The sequence below is a fragment of the Ochrobactrum quorumnocens genome, assembly GCF_002278035.1.
Classification (GTDB): Bacteria; Pseudomonadota; Alphaproteobacteria; order Rhizobiales; family Rhizobiaceae; genus Brucella; species Brucella quorumnocens.
In genome coordinates, this window is sequence record NZ_CP022603.1 from 842,142 (window position 1) to 862,901 (window position 20,760).

Here is a 20,760-nt window from a genome sequence, read left to right on the forward strand (position 1 = left end):
GCACACCGATCAGAATTAAAACTGCTTAGGCAGGGGAACCCCTTCAGAACACCAGAACGTTTTGAAAGAATAATAAAGGGAGCATCATGACTACGAAATCACCATTCACGCTGACCCGCCGCACTTTGCTTGCAGGCGCCACCGCAGTACTTGCAACACCCGCTATTCTCCGCCCTGCTTACGCTCAGACAACGCTGACGCTGGCTGATCCGGGCGGCCCGTTTAACAGCGCTTTCCGCAAAGCATTTTATGATCCGTTTGAAAAAGAAACTGGCATCAAGATCGTCAATGTTGCTCGTGAAGCCGAGCCAACGGCACAGTTCAAGTCCATCGTTGAAACGCAGAGCTACATCTGGGATTTGAGCACACTGACGCTTTCAGCGCGTAAAATCCTATCGGAATCCGGCCTGCTGGAACCGACTGGCATTAGCAAGGATCAGGTGCCGGACATCATGCCGGAAGCCGTCTTCGACGATTTTCTGGGCATCACGATCTATTGCCACATCTTTGCAACCCGCACGGACCTGTTGAAAGATAATATTCCGCAAAGCTGGACCGACTACTGGAATGTTGAAAAATTCCCCGGACGCCGTTCCTTGCGCAAAAACCCAATCGACACACTTGAGCAGGCATTGCTTGCCGATGGGGTTCCGCTCGCAGAGCTTTATCCGCTGGACGTTGATCGCGCCTTTGCCAGTCTTGACAAGATCAAGGATCACATCTCGGTCTGGTGGACAGGCGGCGCACAGTCCACACAGCTGCTGCAGAGTGGCGAAGTTTCAATGATCAGCGGCTGGAACGCTCGTCTGCAATCGGCGATCGACGGCAATGTACCAGCAGAAATTCACTGGGATCAGGGGCTTTACTCGATCGAAGGATGGGCCATTCCAAAAGGAAATCCGCGCGCGGATCAGGCCCGCGAGTTCATCAGGTTCTGTTCCCGCGCAGAACAGCAGGCTCTGTTTACCGAAGAGCTCGCTTACGGCCCCACCAACAAGAAGGCTTATGACTTCATCCCGGCTGAGCGCGCGAAAATTCTGCCAACTGCACCACAGAACATCAGCAAAATGCGCCTTGCGGATGAGGACTGGTGGAGCGCCAACCGCGCCGAAATGACCGAGCGGTTCAATAGCTGGCTGCTGTTTTAAGACAGGCTTACATACGCTTCCGGACAAACACACTGCCCTGCTTTCACGCCAAACGTGGAAGCAGCCCGCAAAATGTTTGTCTGCATCCTCCCCGACGACCATTACACTAATTTGCGCTGCTATCAGCGTATCAGGGTTCCCACATGAATGCAGAAACACCACAAGAAAACCCGAAGATGCTGATTAAGGGACTGGGCAAAGAGTATGGCAGTGTCACTGCTCTCGAACCCAGCAACCTGACGGTCCACACTGGTGAGTTCGTCACCCTTCTCGGGCCTTCCGGTTCGGGGAAAACGACACTTTTGCAGATGATCTCTGGTCTGGTGGAACCTACCCACGGCCAGCTGTGGGTTGATGGGAAAAACTACACCCACACGGCGGTGAACAAACGCGACATGGGTTTGGTGTTTCAGCATTATGCGCTGTTTCCGCACATGACGGTCAGTGAGAACATTGCCTTTCCGCTGAAAATGCGCGGTACGAACTCAAAGGAAGTCAGCGCTCGTGTTTCGGAAACACTGGCCAAGGTGCAACTCGAAAAATTTGCGTCACGCTTTCCACGTGAGCTTTCAGGTGGACAACAGCAGCGCGTGGCTCTCGCCCGTTGCTTTGTTTATCGCCCGCAAATCATTTTGATGGACGAACCGCTTGGTGCATTGGACAAGAACCTGCGCGAGCATATGCAGTTTGAAATCAAGCGTCTGCATCGCGAGTTTGGCACCACTGTCATCTACGTAACCCACGACCAGGAAGAAGCGCTCGTTCTGTCTGATCGCATCTGCCTGATGAACCATGCCAGGATCGAACAGCTTGGTACACCTAGACAGATTTACAGCGAGCCGGAAACCGTGTTTGCGGCAAAGTTTATCGGGATGTCCAATATTCTTGGCGGTAAAATTGCTGGACTGTCCGGCGATCACGCCCTTGTTGATACTCAACAAGGGCAATTTCCGGTTCTCAACAAGCACAAGCTTCCGGTAGGCAGCGATGCGCATATCGTACTGCGCCCTGAACAGATGAAACAGGGCCTCAACGAAAGCGTGAATGTCAGCACCATCACCGGAACTGTTTCCGAAGTCATCTATGTCGGTTCCGATACGCGCCTTCTTGTCACGCTGAAGGACGGCGAGACAATAATCGTCCTTCATGATGGCGTAAGCACCATGCCCTCTGCAGGTGATGCGATCACCTATCACTGGCACAATCAGCAAGCGGTGTTGGTGGCATGAATACAGCAACAAACCCGTCCCGCCTGCCCGCCTTTATGAAATCAGGCCCATTCAAATTCGGTCCTTTATGGCTGGCGCTTCCGGCTATCGCCTTTCTATGCATCTTCTTTCTCGTGCCCGTGTTCCGGCTTCTGGCGCTGAGTGTTCAGGACACCAGTGGAACCCTGACAACGGCTCATTATGCGCGTCTGATCGACACGGAAGTGTATTGGCGCATTCTGAGCATCACATTTCGTATTGCGGCGCTGACGGCCCTGTTTTCTCTATTACTGGGATATCCGCTCGCTTATTGGCTGTCGGGCCTGAAAGAAAGCCGTCGCAACCAGATGCTTCTGCTGGTGCTCGTTCCCTTCTGGACAAGCTATCTCGTCAAGACATTCTCGTGGATGCTGCTGCTGGGCAATGATGGTATTCTGAATCGGCTCCTCAGCGGTGCCGGCATCATCGATACGCCACTACCATTGATGTATAACGAGTTCGGCGTGATCGTCGGCATGGTTCATGCCATGATGCCGCTGGCTGTCCTCACCATGATGCCAGTGATGGCTGGTATCGACCGCAGGCTCGGTCAGGCGGCAGGCACTCTTGGTGCCGGCAACTCACATCGATTCTGGATGGTCTATTTCCCTCTGTCAATTCCGGGCATGGCGGCTGGTGGATTGCTCACCTTCATCACCTCGCTCGGCTTCTTTATCGTACCGGCATTTCTCGGCGGACGTCAGCAAACAATGCTGGCTCAGCTGATCATCGTTCAGGTGCAGGAACTGGTGAACTGGGCCTTTGCGGGCGTTCTCGCTACGATGCTTTTGGTCACAGCCCTGCTTGCCTGCTGGATTTATAATCACCTCTTCGGCCTGTCCTCGCTCTCGTCGGGTGCAGGCACACGTGACGCCTCGTCAGACAGCATTCTCCGCCGCTGGGGTCTTGTGTTTCTCGAAAAGCTTGCAAGCGTAACGGCAATTTTCAGCGATCATCTGCCATCGCGCATGCGTATACTTCCGGCCTATGTCACGGCAGTGGTGGTGTTTCTGATTGCACCGACATTGCTTGTGATCCCGATTGCATTCACGAGCTCCAACTTCCTTGAATTCCCACCTCCGGGCTACAGCCTTCGCTGGTTTGAGACCTATTTCAACTCGCCAATCTGGACGTCAGCCACTGTGCGATCCTTCGGCGTCGCCTTCGTCACAGCCATTCTCGCAACGCTTATCGGTGGATTTGCAGCGCTTGCAGTTGCTCGTTCCCGCTCGCGCTGGAGTGGACTGATCTTCGCTTTCATGCTGGCACCGATGATCGTTCCGCGTATCGTCATCGCCGTGGGCCTGTTCTATCTTTTCGCGCAGATTGGTTTGGTCGCAACCAACACAGGTCTGGTGATTGGTCACACGGTTCTGTCAATTCCCTTCACTTTCGTTGCGATTGCAGCCGTATTGAAGAGCTATGATTGGCGGCTTGATCAGGCGGCCTTGTCCCTGGGAGCTGGCCGCTTCCAGACATTGCGGCTTATCACCGTCCCACTGATCAGCGGTGGCATCGTCTCAGCATTTCTGTTCGCCTTCGTCACATCATTTGACGAACTGACCATTGCGATCTTCGTGAGCGGTGGGCTGAAATCAACGCTGCCGAAACAGATGTGGGACGATATGATCCTGCAACTCAACCCGACACTGGCAGCCGTTTCCGTTGTGGTGCTGACCATCGTGACCGTCGTCCTGCTATTGGCAGACAAGTTCAAGCGGAGCTGATCCAGGCAAGCTTCTGACCAGACACTCACCATTTCCTCCCGATTGCTGGCCTGACTGACAGGCCAGCAATGTGAGACAGACTCATCCAAATTTACAGGTTTAAAGACCATGCCGACCTCCCACACCTTCATCGATCTATTGCTGGAAAAGGCTGCAAACAGACCTGATAAGCTGTTTGCCCGGCACCCCACAGGCGACATCAGCTTTGCGAGATTGGAGAACGCATCTGCGATACTCGCGCAAAAGCTATGCAAAAACGGAATCGGCCCAAAAGATCGCGTTGCAGTCATGATGCGCAACAGCCCCGCAGCGCTGGCAGTCATTTACGCCGTTACGCGTTGCGGCGCGACATGGATACCCGTCAATACTGCGCTCAAAGGTGCGGGGCTTGAATATATAATAAGCCATAGCCAACCGGCACTGATTGTTGCTGACAGCGAATATTGCTCGGTCATTACCGATTGCGGCGCAGCACAATTGCCCGCAATTATTGAAATCGACAGCCCGGCAATGCCGGCATATGAAGCAAGCGTGCAGTTTGAAGCGGTTCTCCCCACTGCCGACGATATTGCAGCAATCATGTATACATCCGGCACAACCGGTCCGGCAAAAGGCGTACTGGTAACACATCGGATGTTGCGCCTCGCGGCAGAAGCCGTTGCAGTTTGTTCCGACGCCAAGGACGATGACGACTTTTATATGTGGGAGCCATTCTTCCATATTGGCGGCGCACAGGTGTTGCTTCTGCCGCTTGTACGCAACGTCACCCTCACCATTTCTGATCGTTTCAGCGCCAGTCGGTTCTGGGATGAACTGCGACAGGCAGGCTCAACCCATATCCACCATCTCGGCGGCATCATCCAGATTCTCCTAAAGCAACCACCGTCGGAAAAAGATCATGATCACAACGTGCGCATCGCATGGGGCGGTGGTTGTGCGACGGAAGTCTGGCGGGCTTTTGAAGAACGTTTCGGCATTCAAATCCGCGAATGTTACGGCATGACGGAGGCATCAAGCCTCACCACCTTCAATGATAGCGGTATCGTCGGTTCTGTGGGCCACCCTGTGCCTTGGTTCACCGTCAAACTCGTCGATGAACATGGTGCTGTCGTTACAGAGGGAAAAGGTGAGATCGTCGTAACCACCTCAATCGAAGGCGCTATTTTTCCCGGTTATTATCGCAATCCGGAAGCCACTGCCAAAGCTTTACGCGCAGACGGCTTTTTCACAGGCGATCTGGGGTCATGGGGCGAAGACGGGAACCTCTTCTTCCATGGCCGCATGACGGACAGCGTGCGCTGCAAGGGCGAAAATGTTTCGGCCTGGGAAGTTGAGCATGTCGCTGCGGATCATCCCGATGTGGAGGATTGCGCAATGATCGGTGTTGCAGCCGAGATTGGCGAGCAGGACATCAAGCTTTTCGTACAACCCAAAATCGGCAGTGCACCCAAAGCTGGTGCCCTGAACGACTGGCTGAAAAGCCGTCTCGCCCACTATCAGCTGCCGCGTTACATCGCGTTTGTCGATACGTTTGAACGCACACCAAGCCAGCGCATCATGAAGCACAAGCTGCCCAAGTCCCATGATGATTGCTGGGACCGGCTTAATCAATAATAAGGAGGAACAAGCCCATGACTTCAGTCGAAAACAACCCAAAGACTGACATTCTTATTTCCGGTACAGGTGCCTTTTCCGGTCGCATTGCGCTTGATCTTGCAGCCACCTCTGATGAGGCTTTGCATGTGGTGATTGCTGGCCGCAACCGCGATCGTCTCAGCTGGCTAAAAACTGCATGTAATGCGCGTGCTTCCATGTTCAGCAAACCAATCACTTTTGACACCTATGAAATCGATCTGGTGAAAGCAGGCGCAACCGATCAGCTGATTGCAGACACAAAGCCAACCATAGCTGTGCAGGGCGCATCGATACAAACTTCCAGCGTTATTTCGGATACCGGCAACCAATGGACTGCCTTGGTCGCCGAAGGTGGCCTTTCAGCCACGGCGGTGTTTCAAGCGCTCATTTCAAGCCGTATGGCGCGATCGATCAGCAAGCTCGCGCCTGAAACTGCGCTCATCAATTGTGGCTTTCCAGACGTTGTGAACGGCATGATTACGGCGATGGGCTATAAAGTGCTGAGCGGTACCGGCAATGTCGCCATTCTCTCCAATGTATTTGCTGGCGCCAAAGGCATCACAGATCAAAAACGCGTGCAGGTCATTGCGCATTATCAAAACCTGGCCGCGTGGCGCAAACCAGCGTCAGAACGTGCCGGCATGCGCGCTTGCAGGGTGTTTATAGATGGCAAGGAAATCGCAGAGGTCTTCAAGGAGTTTGAAGATGTGAAGCTGACAACCGAACCGGCAATCGAAATTTCAGGTGCAAGCGGCGTCTCGCTGATTGCTGCTTATGCGGCCAACAAATCATGGACAGGCCATGTCCCGGGGCCAAATGGTTTACCGGGTGGATATCCTGTTAAACTGGAAAACAGAGCACTGCATCTCAACCTGCCCGAAAGTGTCAGTGAGCAGGAAGCAATTGACTGGAACTCGTCTTTTGAAGAGGAAAAAGGGCTGATTATCAAGGGTGGTCGTGCAGAATATACCGGCGCTCTGAAAGCAGCCCTTGCACGACATGGCTTCCGCCATGCGAATGGCTTTGATATCGCTGATCTGGAGGACGTTTGCGCGGATATGCTGAAATTGCGCGATACACTCAGCCTACAAAGCTACTGAATCTTGAACAGCATGAAAGCACCTGATCCTGCCAAAGCCAGTGTCATGTGCTTTCATCGCACCAATAATCCACGCAGGATCGTATCAGTAATCGTCTTTGCAGCCATATCATAATCGGATTCTTTGAGCTGACTGATATCCAGCGCGTCACACGCCAGCGCCTCAAATTCGACATAAAACTGGGTTGCAGACCAAAGAAGAATGAACAAATGGCGCGCATCCACAGGCTCGATTTTGCCTGCAGCAGCCCATGTTTCAATGACGCCCGCCTTTTCGGAAGTAACTCGTCGCATGTGTTCCCGGGCTTCAACCGAGAGATGCTCGGCACCCTGTAAAATCTCGTTGGCAAAGAGGCGCGTCTCAGCCGCATTCTGCCATGCATGACTAAGCTTTGCACGAACATAGGCCGCTATTGCATCAGCAGGCTCACGATCAACCGAGATATGCCGAAACGCATCGTCCCAACTGTGAATCAGTCTGTCGATTGCAGCGTTGTAAATCTCTTCCTTAGACGAAAAATAATAATAGACATTGCCTTTCGGTAGACCCGAAGCTTTCGCAATTTCAACGATGCGTGCTCCATCAAGACCCTTGCGAGAAAAAATCTCAACAGCAGCTGTTAGGATCTTGAGTATGTTGCGTGCTCTGATCGGCTCATCCGAGGCGGCCTGGTTTGCAGGCTCCATTTCAACCGATCTGCTTTGCTCTACCATTGGTTATCCCATTATTTTTAAAAATCTTTTCCCAGATCATTTGTTCCGGACATCAATGCGCATTCATCTACAGGCCTGCCAAAACAACTGTATGAGGCCTTGAGAATCGAAACACCAATAAAAAAGAAGTTGACAATATGGTCAACTTCTTTTCATAAAAAGCTGACAAAACGGTCAGGTTCCTGAAAACCACCTGATGACCGCCACCTTGGGGAGGGTGCGATGACTATGCTGTTACGGGCTGCAATGGAGGAGTTTCTGTCAGATTGGTCAACCGATCTGAAGGAGCCATGGCGCGATCTGCTCGGACATGTTGCGCTCGATTTCGAAGGAATCGCGTCGGAACTGGAACTCGAAATCTGGGAACCGATCTTTCCCGTTCGTCGTGGAAAACATTTCCCCGGCATGCCTGTCGGAACCCATTGCTTGCGCGCTTTCGACGGGATTTCTCCGGACGATGTGACTTGCGTGGTTCTTGGTCAGGACCCCTATCCTGAGCCGGGCTTTGCTACCGGACGCGCTTTTGAAGCAGGAAACCTTGCGGGTTGGAACGAACTCAACAAGATGTTTTCCAAAAGCATTCGCGCCTACACGCAGCAGATCGTCGCCGCACGCACGGGTGATCTGTCTTATGCGCGTGATTTCAGCGACTGGCCCAAAACACTGGCTGCGATCGAAAATGGTGCGGTAGCGCTCGAACATCCATCCGATATTGCCGATCGCTGGGTGTCCGAAGGTGCCCTGCTCCTCAATGCTTCACTCACACTCACGCGCTTCAAAGTCGACATCGACCCTCATCAATCGCAAGGCCACCTCGTTCTTTGGAGGCCTTTGATCGTGGAAACATTGCGAACCCTTGCATCACGCGGAAAGCCGCTGGTGTTTCTGGGATTTGGCGATGCGGCCGCACAGACACTCGCACTGGCAGGCATCGACGAAGCCGTTGGCGGACATCTGCGCTGCGTTCTGCGCGATCATCCTGCACGCGCTGACGAAGTACTCGCTCGTCCCAATTCATTCATTCTTTGTAACGATTTTCTGGAGGAGATGGGTGCTCAGCCCATCGCTTGGTAACATGGCCGCAACGAAGACATTCGATTACATCATCATCGGTGCAGGTTCAGCTGGCTGTGTTCTCGCCAACCGCCTTTCCGCCGATCCAGCCAACAAAGTGCTGTTGCTGGAGGCCGGAGGACAGGATCTCAACCCGTTATTCCGGCTCCCCATGCTGATGGGAAAGCTGTTTCATTCGGGCATTTACAACTGGCACTATCACACAGAGCCGGAACCTCATCTCAATGATCGCTCACTTTATTGGCCACGTGGAAAAGTGCTTGGCGGCACCTCCACCATCAACGGCATGATTTATGTGCGCGGAAACCGTCACGACTATGATCGCTGGGCGCAAATGGGTGCAACCGGATGGTCATATGATGAGGTGCTTCCTGCCTTCTTGCGCTCTGAAACCCATGTGCAGCGCAAGGATGATTTCCACAACACCGAAGGCGAGCTGACTGTCTGCCGTGCCCGGGGCTGGAATGGTTTGCTCGACGTTTTCAACAAAGCAGGCGAACAGGCCGGTTATCCATTGAACGACGATTTCAACGGTGGAGAACAGGAAGGCTTCGGTCGGTACGACTTTACCATCACTAAAGGCAAGCGCTGTTCAGCAGCCTATGCGTTCCTGCGCCCGGCAAAAAAACGCCCTAACCTGACGATCATCACCCGCGCCCACACAAGACGTGTGCTGATCGAAAATGGTCGTGCCATCGGCGTCGAGTACAGCCGAAAAGGCAATGTCACCAAAGTCCACGCAAATCGTGAGGTCATCCTGTCAGCAGGCGTGGTCAACTCTCCACAAATCCTCATGCTTTCGGGCATTGGCGCAGCCAACGAACTGGCCGAACACAACATCAAAGTCGTGCAGGACCTGCCCGGAGTTGGCAAGAACCTTCAGGACCATGTCGATTGTGTCATGGCTTATGAATGCCGCGAGCCAGTCACTCTCTATTCCGATCTGCGCGCCGACAAACTGACATTATCAGTCATTCAGGGAATGTTGTTTGGGGAAGGTATCACCACGACCTTCCCTTATGAGGCAGGGGCTTTTGTCAAGTCACGCGCTGATCTTGCAGCACCCGATATCCAGCTGCATTTCATGCCTGCGCTTGAAAAGACCGCAAACCTGCATTTCCCGAACCCGTTCAAGAAAGAACGCGTAGAAGCCAATCATGGCTTCTCGTTGCGTGTTGGTCCGGTCAATCCGGAAAGTCGTGGCCAGATCAGTCTGCGTTCAGCCGATCCGATGGACCGCCCGCGCATCAATGCCAATTATCTGCAAACTGAGTTCGACATTCGCACGATGATCAACGCAATCCGTATGACGCGGGATGTCATCAAGCAGAAAGCTTTCGACAAATATCGAGGCAAGGAGCTCGCTCCCGGCCCGGCGGTCGAGACCGATGCGGAACTGACCAAATGGCTGCGCGCCAATGCCATGACAACGTTCCATCCGGTTGGCACCTGCAAGATGGGCAACGACCCGATGGCAGTCGTCGATGCGCAGCTTAAAGTTCATGGCATTGAAGGCCTGCGCGTTGCAGACGCTTCAATCATGCCAATCATTTCCAGTGGCAACACAAATGCTCCGGCGATCATGATCGGGGAGCGCGCTGCTGAATTCATTCTCAAGGAGGCCTCATAATGATCGTCGAGCATCGCACTTATACTTTCAAGCCCGGCACGGTCGACGGCTGGCTCAAAAAATATGAAACCGAGGGCTTGCCGATCCAGAAGCGGCACCTCAACACGTTTCTCGGCCTCTATGTCAGCGAAATCGGGCATCTGCACCGGACCGTTCTGATGTGGCGCTATGACAGTCTCGCAGATCGTGAAGCACGGCGTACTGCCATGTATGCCGATCCGGAATGGCAGACCTTTATCTCCGGCGTCTGGGCACTCGATGCAATCCAGACGCAGGACGTGATGATTATGAACCCGGCATCATTTTCGCCCGGCGCATAAAGCAGCCGGATGCAACAGTGCATCCGTAAAACCAAGGGCGGCGCATGAGCCGCCCCAATAAAAATTCGGGTATCGAACTTCCAGAGCAAGGAAATGGGAACATGACGAACAAAGATTCAAATCAAATCAATCTGCTGCGCCATTCCATCGACCGCAGAAGCTTTCTGAAAACAACGGCAGGTCTCGCGGCTTTCAGCATGACCAATGGCCTGTTGACAGCAGCATCTTATGCCGCGGGTGGCCTCGTCGCCCTTGTGCATACGCAGGCGGCAGGTGACGCGAGTGCTGTGGATTCCATGATCGCGAAGCTCAAGCAGCTTGCTGATGAACATGGCTTTCAATCACGCGCCGTCTATGCGCAGGACCCGGCAACCTACGAAACTATCTTCCGCACCCTGGGCGATGCAGGCGCGTCCGTGATCGTTTCAACGTTCAACGAAGTTGCGGAACCCTACAAGGCTTTGGCCCCATCCTATCCAAATACGAAATGGGTCCAGCTCTTCGCCGATCCTTTTGAGCCCGCAATTCCGAATGTTGTAACGGTCTCCTATGACTATTATCTCGGCTGCTATCTGTCGGGAATTTTTGCAGCGCGCTTAAGCAAATCCGGCAAGCTTGGCTTCATCGGCGGCGTATCCATTCCACCAATCAATGCCGATTATAATGCATTCAAGGCTGGTGCCTTGTCTGTGCGCCCGGATGCATCCGTGGCGGTTGCTTTTGCAGGCTCATTCCAAGACCCGGCAAAGGGTCAGGAAATTGCGACGCAGATGTATTCAAGCGGCATCGACTTCATTCAGACGGACGCGGCGGCAACCGATTTCGGCATTATTGCTGCAGCGAAAGAAGGCGAAGGACGCCTCGTCAGCGTGCTCGACCCTGCACAGTTCCCACAAGGCCCGAAGAACGTGATTTCGATCGTCGGTCTCGATTTCGGCAACTCGCTCTATAATGAAGTCACAAAGGCTGTCGGTAATGATTTTGCTGGCGGCACACATGAGCATACCGGCCTTGGAACGGGTGTGATCGACTTCATCCCGTCGCCGCTTTTCGCGGAACAGGGACCGGCAGATCTTGTCGCCAAGGCAAAAGAAGTTGAACCGGAAATAGCAGCGGCGCGCACAGCGATCCTAAACGGATCACTGAAAGTTCCGTTCAATACAACGCTCTGATTTCCGACTGGATCATGCTGCTATGAACAAGGCCAGCCCCCCCATATTTGAATGCCATGATGTGACCGTACGATATGGTTCCGTTGTTGCGCTCTCCGATGTCGGAGCCGTCTTCGAACGTGGCAAGATCCACGCCGTCGTTGGCCAGAACGGTGCCGGAAAAACGACCTTCGCCAGAGTTCTGGCTGGCCTCGTTCGTCCAGCATCGGGCGAACTGAAAATCGATGGCCGCCCACTTTTGGGCGGCAATGTGAAGGACGCCCGCCGTGCGGGTGTCGAGCTTGTGCATCAGAGTTTTGCGCTTCCACCATCCTTCACCGTTGCAGAGGCGATGCAATTCGGTGCGGAAGGTGGAGGTCTCTTTTCAAAAACTGGTCTGGAAAAGCGCTGGCAACCGCATCTCGACGCGCTTGATGTGAAGGTGAAAGCCAAACAGCGTATCCGTGATCTGCCGGTGGAAACCCAGCAAGGCGTTGAAATCGCCCGCGCCCTTGTTTCGGACGCTAAGCTCCTCATCCTTGATGAACCAACCGCTGTTCTGTCACCTGAAGGGGCAGACAAGTTGTTTGAGCGTGTGCGTCGGCTTAAAGAACGCGGCGTGACCGTGATCCTTATACTGCACAAGATCAGAGAAGTTCTGGCGATTGCCGACACCGTTACGGTTCTGCGTGGTGGAAAACTCGTTGACGGGCCGCTACCCTGTGAAGATATCAATGCAGACAAATTGGCCGAGCTGATCATTGGAGCTGCTGCTGCAAAAAACCTCAATGCAGACGATAAAGCCGCACTGACCGGCACAACAATCGTCACGCACCCTTATGAGGATATGGACGCTCAGGGCAGCGCGGCAATGCTCACCCCAATTCTGCGTATGACCAGAGTTTCAACGCGCCCCGACCCGGAAGGTCCGGCACTTGATCAGATCAACCTGAACATTCACCCCGGTGAGATCATCGGTGTGGCTGGCGTTGAAGGCAATGGACAGCGAACGCTTGTCCGCGCAATTGCAGCGATGGCTGCTGTGACAGACGGCAACATTGCTATCGACAACACAGATCTGACCAGCGCACCTCTTGCGACCAGGAGGGCTGTCGGCCTGCGCATCATTCCTTTCGAACGTAATGTGGAAGGCCTGAGCCTGACCAGCTCGCTTTGGGAAAACTGGGCTGCTCGCAGCCTTCTTCAGAAGTCGCTGCTGTCAACAATCAGCCCGTCAGCCATCCGTAAACAATGCGACGCAGCACTCAAGGAATGGGATGTGCGCTATTCTGAAGTGGGCCAACGTGCAGGTTCGCTCTCTGGCGGCAATGCCCAAAAGGTTATCCTGTCGCGTGAAATGGATCAGGATGCGCGGCTCATTCTCGCAGCGCAGCCAACGCGTGGCCTGGACATTGGTGCGACCTCCTTCGTTTGGGATTCCATGCGCAAAGCACGGGCGCGCGGTTGCGGTTTGATGTTCATCTCATCTGATCTCGATGAAATCTTCGATATTTCTGACCGCGTGATCGTCATGCTTTCAGGACGCATCGTCGCCGAATTCCGACCACCTTATGACCTTGCAGCGGTTGGTGCCGCTATGACAGGAGTCCATCAATGATTGACCGGCTCGTTTCCGTTTTTCGCGCGCTGATCTTCATCCTGATCGGCCTCGCACTATGCGGCATCATCTTTCAGGCCGCGGGCTATTCAACCGGGCTGATGTTCCAGTCTATTGCGGAAGGCGCCTTCCTGCGGCCCGGCGCGCTGCAACAGGCTCTGCGATGGGGCCTGCCACTGTTCATCACAGCGGTTGGTGTCGCCGTGTCCTTTCGCGCTGGCTACTTCAATATCGGTGCGCAAGGGCAATTCTATATGGGTGCCATTGCAGCCGCATTCATGGCCGAATGGCTGAATGGTGCGCCTGCGCCAGTCCTCATAACCGGTTGCTTCCTTGCTGGCATGACTGGTGGCGCGCTATGGGCACTCTGGCCCGGACTGCTGCGATTGAAATCCGGCGCTGACGAAGTCATCACCACCCTCATGGGAAATTTCATTGCGGGACTGTTTCTCCTTTATGTCACGGCGGGGCCTCTCAAAGACCCCTCCGGGACAGGACAGCAGGCATCGAGCCGCCCACTTGCGAGCGTCTACCGCATCAGCGACTCTCTCGGACTATCGCCCACCATCATTGCCATCGCCGTTATCGTTGGTCTGGCTATGTGGTTTTTAGTCAATCGAACGGCTTTCGGCGTGCTTTCGGGACTTGCGGGGCGCAACCCGACAATGGTGCAATGGCAGGGTGCGCGGACATGGCGTATCGGACTTGCCAGTTTCCTTTTGAGCGGTGCCCTTGCAGGTCTTGCAGGTACAATTGAATTCATGGGCCCCAACGGTCGTCTGACCGGCGGCTTCCTGCCGGGGCATGGGTTTACGGCGATCCTTATCGCACTTGTGGCCAACTTTTCGGTTGTCGGAACCGCTTTCGTTGCCCTGTTTTTCGGTGGCCTCGCTTCAGCAGCTCTCTACCTTCCGATCATGGCTGGCCTGCCTTCCTCGGCAATCGACATCATCAATGCAGCCATTGCTCTTTTCATCACCGCAAAATCCAGTGTCGTCGACAGGATAGCAAAACTCGGAGGACGGATATGGAAGACTTCGTAATCGCGATCCTGCGTTCAGGTACACCACTGATTTATGTCACCCTTGCCGGTGTCATCGCTCAGCGAACCGGCATCTGGCATCTGGGGCTTGAAGGCCTGATGATCGCCGGTGCCTGCGCGACAATCATCGGCATTGTGCTCACACAATCGATCTGGTTTGCGCTTTTGATTGCAATTGTCGTTTGTGTCATCGGATCGATCCTGTTCTGGTTTGTCGTCGAGAAACTGAAGGCAAACCAGATCATTGCGGGTCTCGGGCTCACAGGGTTGGGGCTTGGTGGAACAGCTCTCGCTGTCCAGTCTATTTTCGGGACACAGGCAGCCGTCAGTGCCCCGTTCGGTCTGCCACGCTTAGGTCCGGCCTTTGGCGCATATGGCTCACTTTCGATCCTCGTCCTGATGATGCCATTTGTCGTCCTCGCCATGTGGGTCGTCTTGCGGAGAACGCGCTTCGGCCTGCGTCTGGCAGCCGCTGGCGAGCATCCTTTTGCAGCACGCAGCGTAGGTGTCAATCCAGCTGTGATGCGCCTCGTCGCACTGATGATTGGCGGCATATTATGCGCACTCGCAGGCGCAGAGCTTGCAGCCGGTAGCCTTCAGATTTTTACACAGAACATGACTGCCGGTCGCGGCTTCATGGGTTTTGCCGCCGTAATCTTCGGCGCGGGCCATCCGATTGGCGCAAGTCTGGCTGCCACGTTCTTCGCAGTCGTGGGCGCGCTCGGCATCAGGGCACAGCTCGCTTTCGGCGATCGTGTTCCGCATGATCTCCTGCTTGCGCTTCCTTATATCGCCACTGTTGTCGGCATCTGGGTCAGCACACAGTTACGCGGAGGCACAAAGGCTGCCAGCGGTTTTAGTGAATTGCGGGATCAGTAAAAGCAGTACGATGTAACATTTCAGGACGGATCGATGACCTTGAAGCAGAAGCAAACTATAATCAAAAACGCGACTGTCCTGACAATGTGCGCACAGCATGGAAGTCGCCCGTTTGAGGGCGACCTCCTGATTGAGAACGGTCGGATTTCGGCTATCGGGCAAAATCTCGCAGCCTCTCCCGATGCAACTGTGATTGATGGCAGGAACCGGCTCGTCATGCCGGGCCTTATCAACGCTCACACGCATTCCAGCGAGACCTTCTTTCGTGGGCGCTATGAAGGCATGCCACTCGAAATATGGTTGCTGTATGCTTACCCGTTGCTGATGGGGCCGGTGATCGATGAAAGGCTGCTCTATCTTCGCAGCCTCCTCCTTGCGATGGAGTCATTGCGCAATGGTGTCACAACCATTTGTGACGATTTTTTCGACCCACCTGCTCATGACCTCAAGCGGCTATCAGTGGTTTTCAAAGCCTATGAAGACGCTGGCATCCGGGCCAATGTGTCAAGTGCTGCGATGAATATCCATACGCTGGATGCACTGCCTTATGCCCGCGAAGTCATGCCGCCTGCATTACAGAAACAGCTCGATTTCGGACCGCCGATGTCAGCCAACGCCTATATGGACTATTGCCGGTCGGCTTTCTCGACACTGCATGGCACGGCTGGCCGTATCAATTTCATGCTGGCACCATCGGCACCGCAGCGCTGTACAGCGGAGTTACTTCAGGCATGTCACGAGCTTGCAGTAAAAATGGGTGTTCCTTTGCATACCCATATTCTGGAGACAAAAACCCAGGCCGTCACTGGTCACGAACTCTATGGCAAAAGCCTGATCGCCTATATGCACGATCTGGGTGTTCTTACGCGTAACACCACTGTTGCCCATTCTGTCTGGGTGAGCGAGCAGGACATTGAACTCATGGGAGCGGCCAGATGCTCCGTCGCCCATAATGCGATTTCCAATCAAAAGCTCGGTGCGGGTATAGCGCCCATTCGCCAGCTGATGGATGCAGGCGTAACTGTCGGGCTTGGAACGGACGGTGTTTCTTCAAACGATACCGTGCGTATCTTTGACGTCATGCGTGTGGCGGGGCTCATTCACAGTGTATCCGGCCCTGATTACAAGGAATGGATTTTTGCCGACGATATCCTGAAAATGGCCACGATCGGCGGCGCGCATACTGCCATGCTTGAAAACGTCACCGGCTCCCTAGAAGTCGGCAAGGCCGCAGACCTATTGATCCTCGATCTCACCACACTCAGCTTTACCCCGCTCAATGATGTTGCGCGGCATCTGGTCTATGCGGAGAATGGTTCATCAATCGAGACAGTTATGGTCGCCGGTGAAATCGTCGTTCATCAGGGTCGGATGCGCTCAATTGATGAAGCAGCTATCCTTGCTGAAATCCGTGAACTTGTGCCGGCACACCTCGCCGAACACGCAAAACTGGAGCAACGCAACGCAGCGTTTCATTCGACCATGGCCGAAATTCATCGTCGCGCAACGTCAAAAGACATTGGCATGAACCGCTATGTAAGAGGCCCCGCCCAGTGATGGGTCAGAGCATCTCCCGTTTAAGATGAAACGGTATGAATGCTCTATCTGTTTGATTTTACGCATGTCTTTATCCCAAAGCCGGTTTACGCTTTTGGGAGACATACTCTAGAATGTCAGCTGAACCTTCATAGACTGGTTGCGGTCGCCAGCAATCTCAAAAGCTGAAAGAACGTCTTCAAGCGGATAGACGGAACTCAGAAGTGGCTTCACATCGACGGCTTTGCGGTTGATCATATCGACCGCGAGGCCGAACTCTTCGTGAAAACGGAAAGAACCGCGCATATCGATCTCTTTCGAAACCACGATATTCTGTGGGATGGAGACATCGCCACCGAGACCGACCTGCACCAGAATGCCAAGCGGCTTCAGCACTTCCAATCCCGCCCGCATCGCACGCTCGTTACCAGAGGCTTCAAACATGATGTCGAAGTAGCCTTTGTTGGCCGCATAACTCGCCAACTGCTCGGGATTCTCGGCCACATTAATGGTCCGATCTGCGCCAACTTCCCTAACCTTTTTGAGCACTGGCTCCATCACGTCGGTCGCGACGATCTCGCGTGCACCATGGGCACGTGCAGCAATGATAATCAAAGCCCCAATTGGTCCGCAGCCGGTTACGAGCACTCGCTTATTCAGTAAGGAACCAGCACGCGCGACAGCATGGAGTGTCACAGCCAAAGGTTCGGCGAAGGCCGCCTCATGAACAGAGATGCCATCGGCGACTTTGTGGCATTGCCAGCTATGTGCAACCAGCCTTTGACGGAAGGCACCCTGAATGTGCGGCATAGGCATCGCACTGCCATAAAATCGCATATTGAGGCAGTGATTTTGCATGCCCCTGAGGCAATATTGACAGGCATCGCAAGGCCTGCTTGGCGAGACGGCTACCTGATCGCCAGGAGCCAGTCCATTCACGCCAGTTCCCACAGCCGTGATGGTTCCCGCCACTTCATGACCAAGTATCATCGGCTCGCGCAGACGAATGGCACCGATACCACCGTGATTATAATAATGAAGGTCGGAACCACAAATCCCACCTGCCTGAATGGCAACTTCGACCTGACCTGCGCTTACGGCTTCGGGTTCGCGCTCCTCAATTCTGAGGTCTTTAGCGGCGTGAATGACGACAGTTTTCATCCGGTCCTCCCTGATCTAACTTGCATATGTTATCGATAACATTTATGCAAGAACAATACTGTCAATGGCTGTTAAAGCATTTGAATATCCGGGAGGAACCAATGACATTTCCGCTCTTCGATCTGACGGGCAAACTGGCCCTGATAACCGGTTCCAGCCAGGGGATTGGTCTGGCACTCGCCCAAGGGCTTGCCGAGCATGGTGCCGAGGTTGTCATCAACGGCCGTGATCAGACCAAAGTCGACACAGCGGTTAAATACCTGGGAGCTGCAGGCCATAAGGCACATGCTTCCAATTTTGATGTCACTGACATTGAAGCGGTGAAGACAGGCGTAGCCGCGATTGAGCGCGAAATCGGACCTATTGAGATTCTCATCAATAATGCTGGCATGCAGTTTCGTGCGCCACTTGAAGACTTCCCCGACGACAAATGGCAGCAGTTGCTTGCAACCAATGTTTCCAGCGTTTTCTATGTCGGGCAGGCCGTAGCGCGCCATATGATCGACCGTAAACATGGCAAGATTATCAATATTGCCTCGGTTCAAAGTGAATTGGCGCGCCCATCTATCGCGCCTTATACGGCAACCAAGGGCGCAGTGCGCAACCTTACACGCGGCATGGCAACGGACTGGGCCAAGTATGGAATCCAGATCAATGCTATCGCTCCGGGCTATTTCAAAACACCGCTCAATCAGGCACTGGTCGATAATCCCGAGTTCACCGGCTGGCTTGAAAAGCGCACACCGGCGGGCCGTTGGGGCAATGTCGAAGAACTGGTAGGGGCTGCGGTCTATCTCAGTGGCAATGCATCATCCTTCGTCAATGGCCAGGTGCTCCATGTTGATGGCGGCATGACCGCCAGCGTTTGATTACTGAATCACGTCAATCATGGGAGAAGATTGATGAGCAAGACTTCAAACATTGCAGTCATTGGCGCCGGCATCATGGGCACGGCGATCGCTACCCGATTGCTGGAGACAGGCAATCGGGTGCGCGTCTTTGACCTTGATGCGGATAGGGTAGCCAAGCTTGCCGAAAAAGGTGCAACAGCCGCAGCATCTCCGGCTGAAGCAACCGCACAGAGCAACTTTGTCATTCTGAGCCTCAACCATGCCAATATCGTGCGCAGCGTTGTGTTTGGAGAGGGTGGCGTTGCACAAGCAGCATCGGCGGGAAAAATCCTCATCGACATGTCGTCCATCGACCCTTCAGAAACCGCGAAGATGGCCGAGCAACTCGCCGCTGAAACCGGAATGAAATGGGTTGACTGTCCACTTTCCGGTGGGGCACCCCGCGCTCTCACTGGCGAGTTGACCATCGTTGCGGGCGGTGAAAAAGAAGACTTCGATCACGCTTATACCGCGATGCAACATCTTAGCGCCAACTACACATTGATGGGTCCCAGTGGAGCTGGCCAGACGACCAAACTCATCAACCAGCTTTTCTGTGCCGTAGCGTTTCAGGCCGTGGCGGAAGCAGTCAAACTCGCGGAAGCAGGCGGCGTTGACCCGGCGATCATTCCACAAGCACTGGCAGGCGGCAGAGCCGACAATCGTATCATGCAGGAGTTCATGGGAAAGTTCGCGGCCCGCGACTACAGCCCCACTGGCCGCATCGACAATATGCTGAAAGATTTGGACGCGCTTCAGGCCTTTGCCATGAAAACCAAAACCCCGCTGCCAATGACAGGTCAGGTTGTTGAAATTCATCGTCTGCTCTGCGCAGCTGGATTAGGCGCTAAAGATTCTGCCGAGATGATGCGCCTGCTTGACGGCAGGTTATCATAAGAAAGGCGGCCATTGGCCGCCTTTATCGTTTCAGGTTCTGTCAGTCGTCACTGACTACACAACCGCGGTCACAAGTTCCTTGCCGCCAAAATGCGCACCCAGATTTGCCAGAACAAGATCAGCCATCGCCTTTCGGGTCTGATGTGTTCCACTGCCGATATGCGGCGTCAGCACTACATTTGGCATGTCATAGAGTTCCGCCGGAACCGTTGGCTCGTTCTCAAATACATCCAACCCGGCACCGCCAAGTTGCCCGGACTGCAACGCCTTAACCAGCGCCACTTCATCCACCAGAGATCCGCGTGCTATATTGATCAGCACGCCATTTGATCCAAGCGCCGCAAGCACGTCGGCATTGATCGCATGGCGTGTTTCGGCGCTTGCAGCGGCTGCAATCACCAGAACGTCGCAATTCTGCGCAAGTTCCAGAAGGCTTGGGTAATAGCCGTAAGGCACATCCTGCTTTGCCCTGCCGGTGTAGCTGATCTGGGCGTCAAAGCCTTCCAGCCGCCGGGCAATTGCCTTGCCGATACGACCGAGCCCAAATATCCCATAGCGCCGCCCGCTGACGCGCGTACCAAGCCCGATTTCGGCTTTTGGCCAATTTCCCTTACGCACATGTGCATCCGCTGTCGCAATGTGGCGCGCCTGCGCAATGATGAGACCAATCGCCGTATCGGCCACATCGGTTGTCAAAACATCCGGCGTGTTTGAAACGCGATATCCTCTCTGGCGCGCCTTCGGCAGATCCACCTTGTCAAATCCAACGCCATTGATGGCAACGATTTCAAGCGCGGGCAAGCGGTCTGCCAGTTCATTTGGAATGCCGATATGACCGCCAGTGACAACGCCCTTGATCTTGTCGCCATGCGTATTCAGGAAAGCATCCTGATCTTTGATCTCGAACCAGCGATGGACTTTATACTGCTCGTTCAGGCTTTGCTCCATTGCGGGGGTCAATGGGCAGAGCTGGATTATTTCAACGGACATAC

18 protein-coding genes are annotated in these 20,760 nt (G+C 54.1%); 15 read left to right on the top strand and 3 right to left on the bottom strand.

Going from position 1 to position 20,760, the window contains the following annotated elements; genetic code table 11:
• Positions 1-86: 86 nt before the first annotated feature.
• The 5 genes from CES85_RS04025 (at position 87) to CES85_RS04045 (ending at position 6,857) form a co-directional block, all read left to right on the top strand.
• Complete coding sequence (locus CES85_RS04025; RefSeq protein ID WP_095444746.1) at positions 87-1,148, top strand: ABC transporter substrate-binding protein; 1,062 nt, start codon at positions 87-89, stop codon at positions 1,146-1,148.
• 143 nt (positions 1,149-1,291) lie between these two features.
• The gene (locus CES85_RS04030) at positions 1,292-2,377 is read left to right on the top strand and encodes an ABC transporter ATP-binding protein (RefSeq protein ID WP_095444747.1); all 1,086 of its coding nucleotides are present in this window, start codon (positions 1,292-1,294) and stop codon (positions 2,375-2,377) included.
• Complete coding sequence (locus tag CES85_RS04035) at positions 2,374-4,122, top strand: ABC transporter permease subunit (protein WP_095444748.1); 1,749 nt, start codon at positions 2,374-2,376, stop codon at positions 4,120-4,122. Before CES85_RS04030 ends, CES85_RS04035 begins: the two co-directional genes overlap by 4 nt.
• A 108-nt stretch (positions 4,123-4,230) precedes the next feature.
• Positions 4,231-5,736, top strand: a complete 1,506-nt coding sequence (locus tag CES85_RS04040; protein ID WP_095444749.1) for a class I adenylate-forming enzyme family protein — start codon at positions 4,231-4,233, stop codon at positions 5,734-5,736.
• Between the two features lie 17 nt (positions 5,737-5,753).
• Entirely contained in the window at positions 5,754-6,857 is a 1,104-nt protein-coding gene (locus CES85_RS04045) for a hypothetical protein (protein WP_095444750.1), read from the top strand.
• 53 nt (positions 6,858-6,910) lie between these two features.
• Here the strand turns inward: CES85_RS04045 and CES85_RS04050 are convergent, their stop codons facing one another.
• Positions 6,911-7,570, bottom strand: a complete 660-nt coding sequence (locus tag CES85_RS04050) for a TetR/AcrR family transcriptional regulator (protein ID WP_235901933.1) — start codon at positions 7,568-7,570, stop codon at positions 6,911-6,913.
• A 222-nt stretch (positions 7,571-7,792) separates the two neighbouring features.
• Between CES85_RS04050 and CES85_RS04055 the strand changes: the two genes are divergently transcribed.
• From CES85_RS04055 to CES85_RS04090, 8 genes are all read left to right on the top strand, one after another.
• Positions 7,793-8,644, top strand: a complete 852-nt coding sequence (locus tag CES85_RS04055) for a uracil-DNA glycosylase family protein (protein ID WP_244923219.1) — start codon at positions 7,793-7,795, stop codon at positions 8,642-8,644.
• A 1-nt stretch (position 8,645) separates the two neighbouring features.
• Positions 8,646-10,274: a GMC family oxidoreductase gene (locus CES85_RS04060; RefSeq protein WP_095444751.1), complete on the top strand. Its 1,629-nt coding sequence runs from the start codon at positions 8,646-8,648 to the stop codon at positions 10,272-10,274.
• A complete protein-coding gene (locus tag CES85_RS04065) occupies positions 10,274-10,594 on the top strand; it encodes an NIPSNAP family protein (RefSeq protein ID WP_024898003.1) in 321 nt (106 codons plus the stop codon). Before CES85_RS04060 ends, CES85_RS04065 begins: the two co-directional genes overlap by 1 nt.
• 101 nt (positions 10,595-10,695) lie before the next feature.
• Positions 10,696-11,766, top strand: coding sequence for a BMP family ABC transporter substrate-binding protein (locus CES85_RS04070; RefSeq protein WP_244923220.1), 1,071 nt, complete (start codon positions 10,696-10,698; stop codon positions 11,764-11,766).
• Between the two features lie 22 nt (positions 11,767-11,788).
• Positions 11,789-13,363 (top strand): ABC transporter ATP-binding protein, encoded by a 1,575-nt coding sequence (locus CES85_RS04075; protein ID WP_095444752.1) that lies wholly within the window; start codon positions 11,789-11,791, stop codon positions 13,361-13,363.
• Positions 13,360-14,406, top strand: a complete 1,047-nt coding sequence (locus tag CES85_RS04080; RefSeq protein WP_095444753.1) for an ABC transporter permease — start codon at positions 13,360-13,362, stop codon at positions 14,404-14,406. The genes CES85_RS04075 and CES85_RS04080 overlap by 4 nt, the downstream gene beginning before the upstream one ends.
• Positions 14,391-15,284, top strand: a complete 894-nt coding sequence (locus CES85_RS04085) for an ABC transporter permease (protein WP_094575541.1) — start codon at positions 14,391-14,393, stop codon at positions 15,282-15,284. Before CES85_RS04080 ends, CES85_RS04085 begins: the two co-directional genes overlap by 16 nt.
• A gap of 33 nt (positions 15,285-15,317) precedes the next feature.
• On the top strand, positions 15,318-16,841 hold the full coding sequence (locus tag CES85_RS04090) for an amidohydrolase family protein (protein ID WP_095444754.1): 1,524 nt from the start codon (positions 15,318-15,320) through the stop codon (positions 16,839-16,841).
• A 108-nt stretch (positions 16,842-16,949) separates the two neighbouring features.
• Here the strand turns inward: CES85_RS04090 and CES85_RS04095 are convergent, their stop codons facing one another.
• Complete coding sequence (locus CES85_RS04095) at positions 16,950-17,981, bottom strand: L-idonate 5-dehydrogenase (RefSeq protein ID WP_095444755.1); 1,032 nt, start codon at positions 17,979-17,981, stop codon at positions 16,950-16,952.
• A gap of 101 nt (positions 17,982-18,082) precedes the next feature.
• Here CES85_RS04095 and CES85_RS04100 point away from each other — a divergent pair, with 101 nt between their 5' ends.
• Entirely contained in the window at positions 18,083-18,850 is a 768-nt protein-coding gene (locus CES85_RS04100) for an SDR family oxidoreductase (RefSeq protein ID WP_095444756.1), read from the top strand.
• Between the two features lie 33 nt (positions 18,851-18,883).
• A complete protein-coding gene (locus tag CES85_RS04105) occupies positions 18,884-19,768 on the top strand; it encodes an NAD(P)-dependent oxidoreductase (protein ID WP_095444757.1) in 885 nt (294 codons plus the stop codon).
• A 54-nt stretch (positions 19,769-19,822) separates the two neighbouring features.
• On the opposite strand, the gene CES85_RS04110 is transcribed toward CES85_RS04105, so the two are convergent.
• Positions 19,823-20,758, bottom strand: a complete 936-nt coding sequence (locus CES85_RS04110) for a 2-hydroxyacid dehydrogenase (RefSeq protein ID WP_095444758.1) — start codon at positions 20,756-20,758, stop codon at positions 19,823-19,825.
• Between the last annotated feature and the right edge of the window lie 2 nt (positions 20,759-20,760).

What these genes read in the sequence shown, in the direction of transcription:
- CES85_RS04025 (WP_095444746.1), top strand. Translation starts at nt 87, where the DNA reads ATGACTACGAAATCACCATTCACGCTGACCCGCCGCACTTTGCTTGCA.
- CES85_RS04030 (WP_095444747.1), top strand. Translation starts at nt 1,292, where the DNA reads ATGAATGCAGAAACACCACAAGAAAACCCGAAGATGCTGATTAAGGGA.
- CES85_RS04035 (WP_095444748.1), top strand. Translation starts at nt 2,374, where the DNA reads ATGAATACAGCAACAAACCCGTCCCGCCTGCCCGCCTTTATGAAATCA.
- CES85_RS04040 (WP_095444749.1), top strand. Translation starts at nt 4,231, where the DNA reads ATGCCGACCTCCCACACCTTCATCGATCTATTGCTGGAAAAGGCTGCA.
- CES85_RS04045 (WP_095444750.1), top strand. Translation starts at nt 5,754, where the DNA reads ATGACTTCAGTCGAAAACAACCCAAAGACTGACATTCTTATTTCCGGT.
- CES85_RS04050 (WP_235901933.1), bottom strand. Translation starts at nt 7,570, where the DNA reads ATGGTAGAGCAAAGCAGATCGGTTGAAATGGAGCCTGCAAACCAGGCC.
- CES85_RS04055 (WP_244923219.1), top strand. Translation starts at nt 7,793, where the DNA reads ATGACTATGCTGTTACGGGCTGCAATGGAGGAGTTTCTGTCAGATTGG.
- CES85_RS04060 (WP_095444751.1), top strand. Translation starts at nt 8,646, where the DNA reads ATGGCCGCAACGAAGACATTCGATTACATCATCATCGGTGCAGGTTCA.
- CES85_RS04065 (WP_024898003.1), top strand. Translation starts at nt 10,274, where the DNA reads ATGATCGTCGAGCATCGCACTTATACTTTCAAGCCCGGCACGGTCGAC.
- CES85_RS04070 (WP_244923220.1), top strand. Translation starts at nt 10,696, where the DNA reads ATGACGAACAAAGATTCAAATCAAATCAATCTGCTGCGCCATTCCATC.
- CES85_RS04075 (WP_095444752.1), top strand. Translation starts at nt 11,789, where the DNA reads ATGAACAAGGCCAGCCCCCCCATATTTGAATGCCATGATGTGACCGTA.
- CES85_RS04080 (WP_095444753.1), top strand. Translation starts at nt 13,360, where the DNA reads ATGATTGACCGGCTCGTTTCCGTTTTTCGCGCGCTGATCTTCATCCTG.
- CES85_RS04085 (WP_094575541.1), top strand. Translation starts at nt 14,391, where the DNA reads ATGGAAGACTTCGTAATCGCGATCCTGCGTTCAGGTACACCACTGATT.
- CES85_RS04090 (WP_095444754.1), top strand. Translation starts at nt 15,318, where the DNA reads ATGACCTTGAAGCAGAAGCAAACTATAATCAAAAACGCGACTGTCCTG.
- CES85_RS04095 (WP_095444755.1), bottom strand. Translation starts at nt 17,981, where the DNA reads ATGAAAACTGTCGTCATTCACGCCGCTAAAGACCTCAGAATTGAGGAG.
- CES85_RS04100 (WP_095444756.1), top strand. Translation starts at nt 18,083, where the DNA reads ATGACATTTCCGCTCTTCGATCTGACGGGCAAACTGGCCCTGATAACC.
- CES85_RS04105 (WP_095444757.1), top strand. Translation starts at nt 18,884, where the DNA reads ATGAGCAAGACTTCAAACATTGCAGTCATTGGCGCCGGCATCATGGGC.
- CES85_RS04110 (WP_095444758.1), bottom strand. Translation starts at nt 20,758, where the DNA reads ATGTCCGTTGAAATAATCCAGCTCTGCCCATTGACCCCCGCAATGGAG.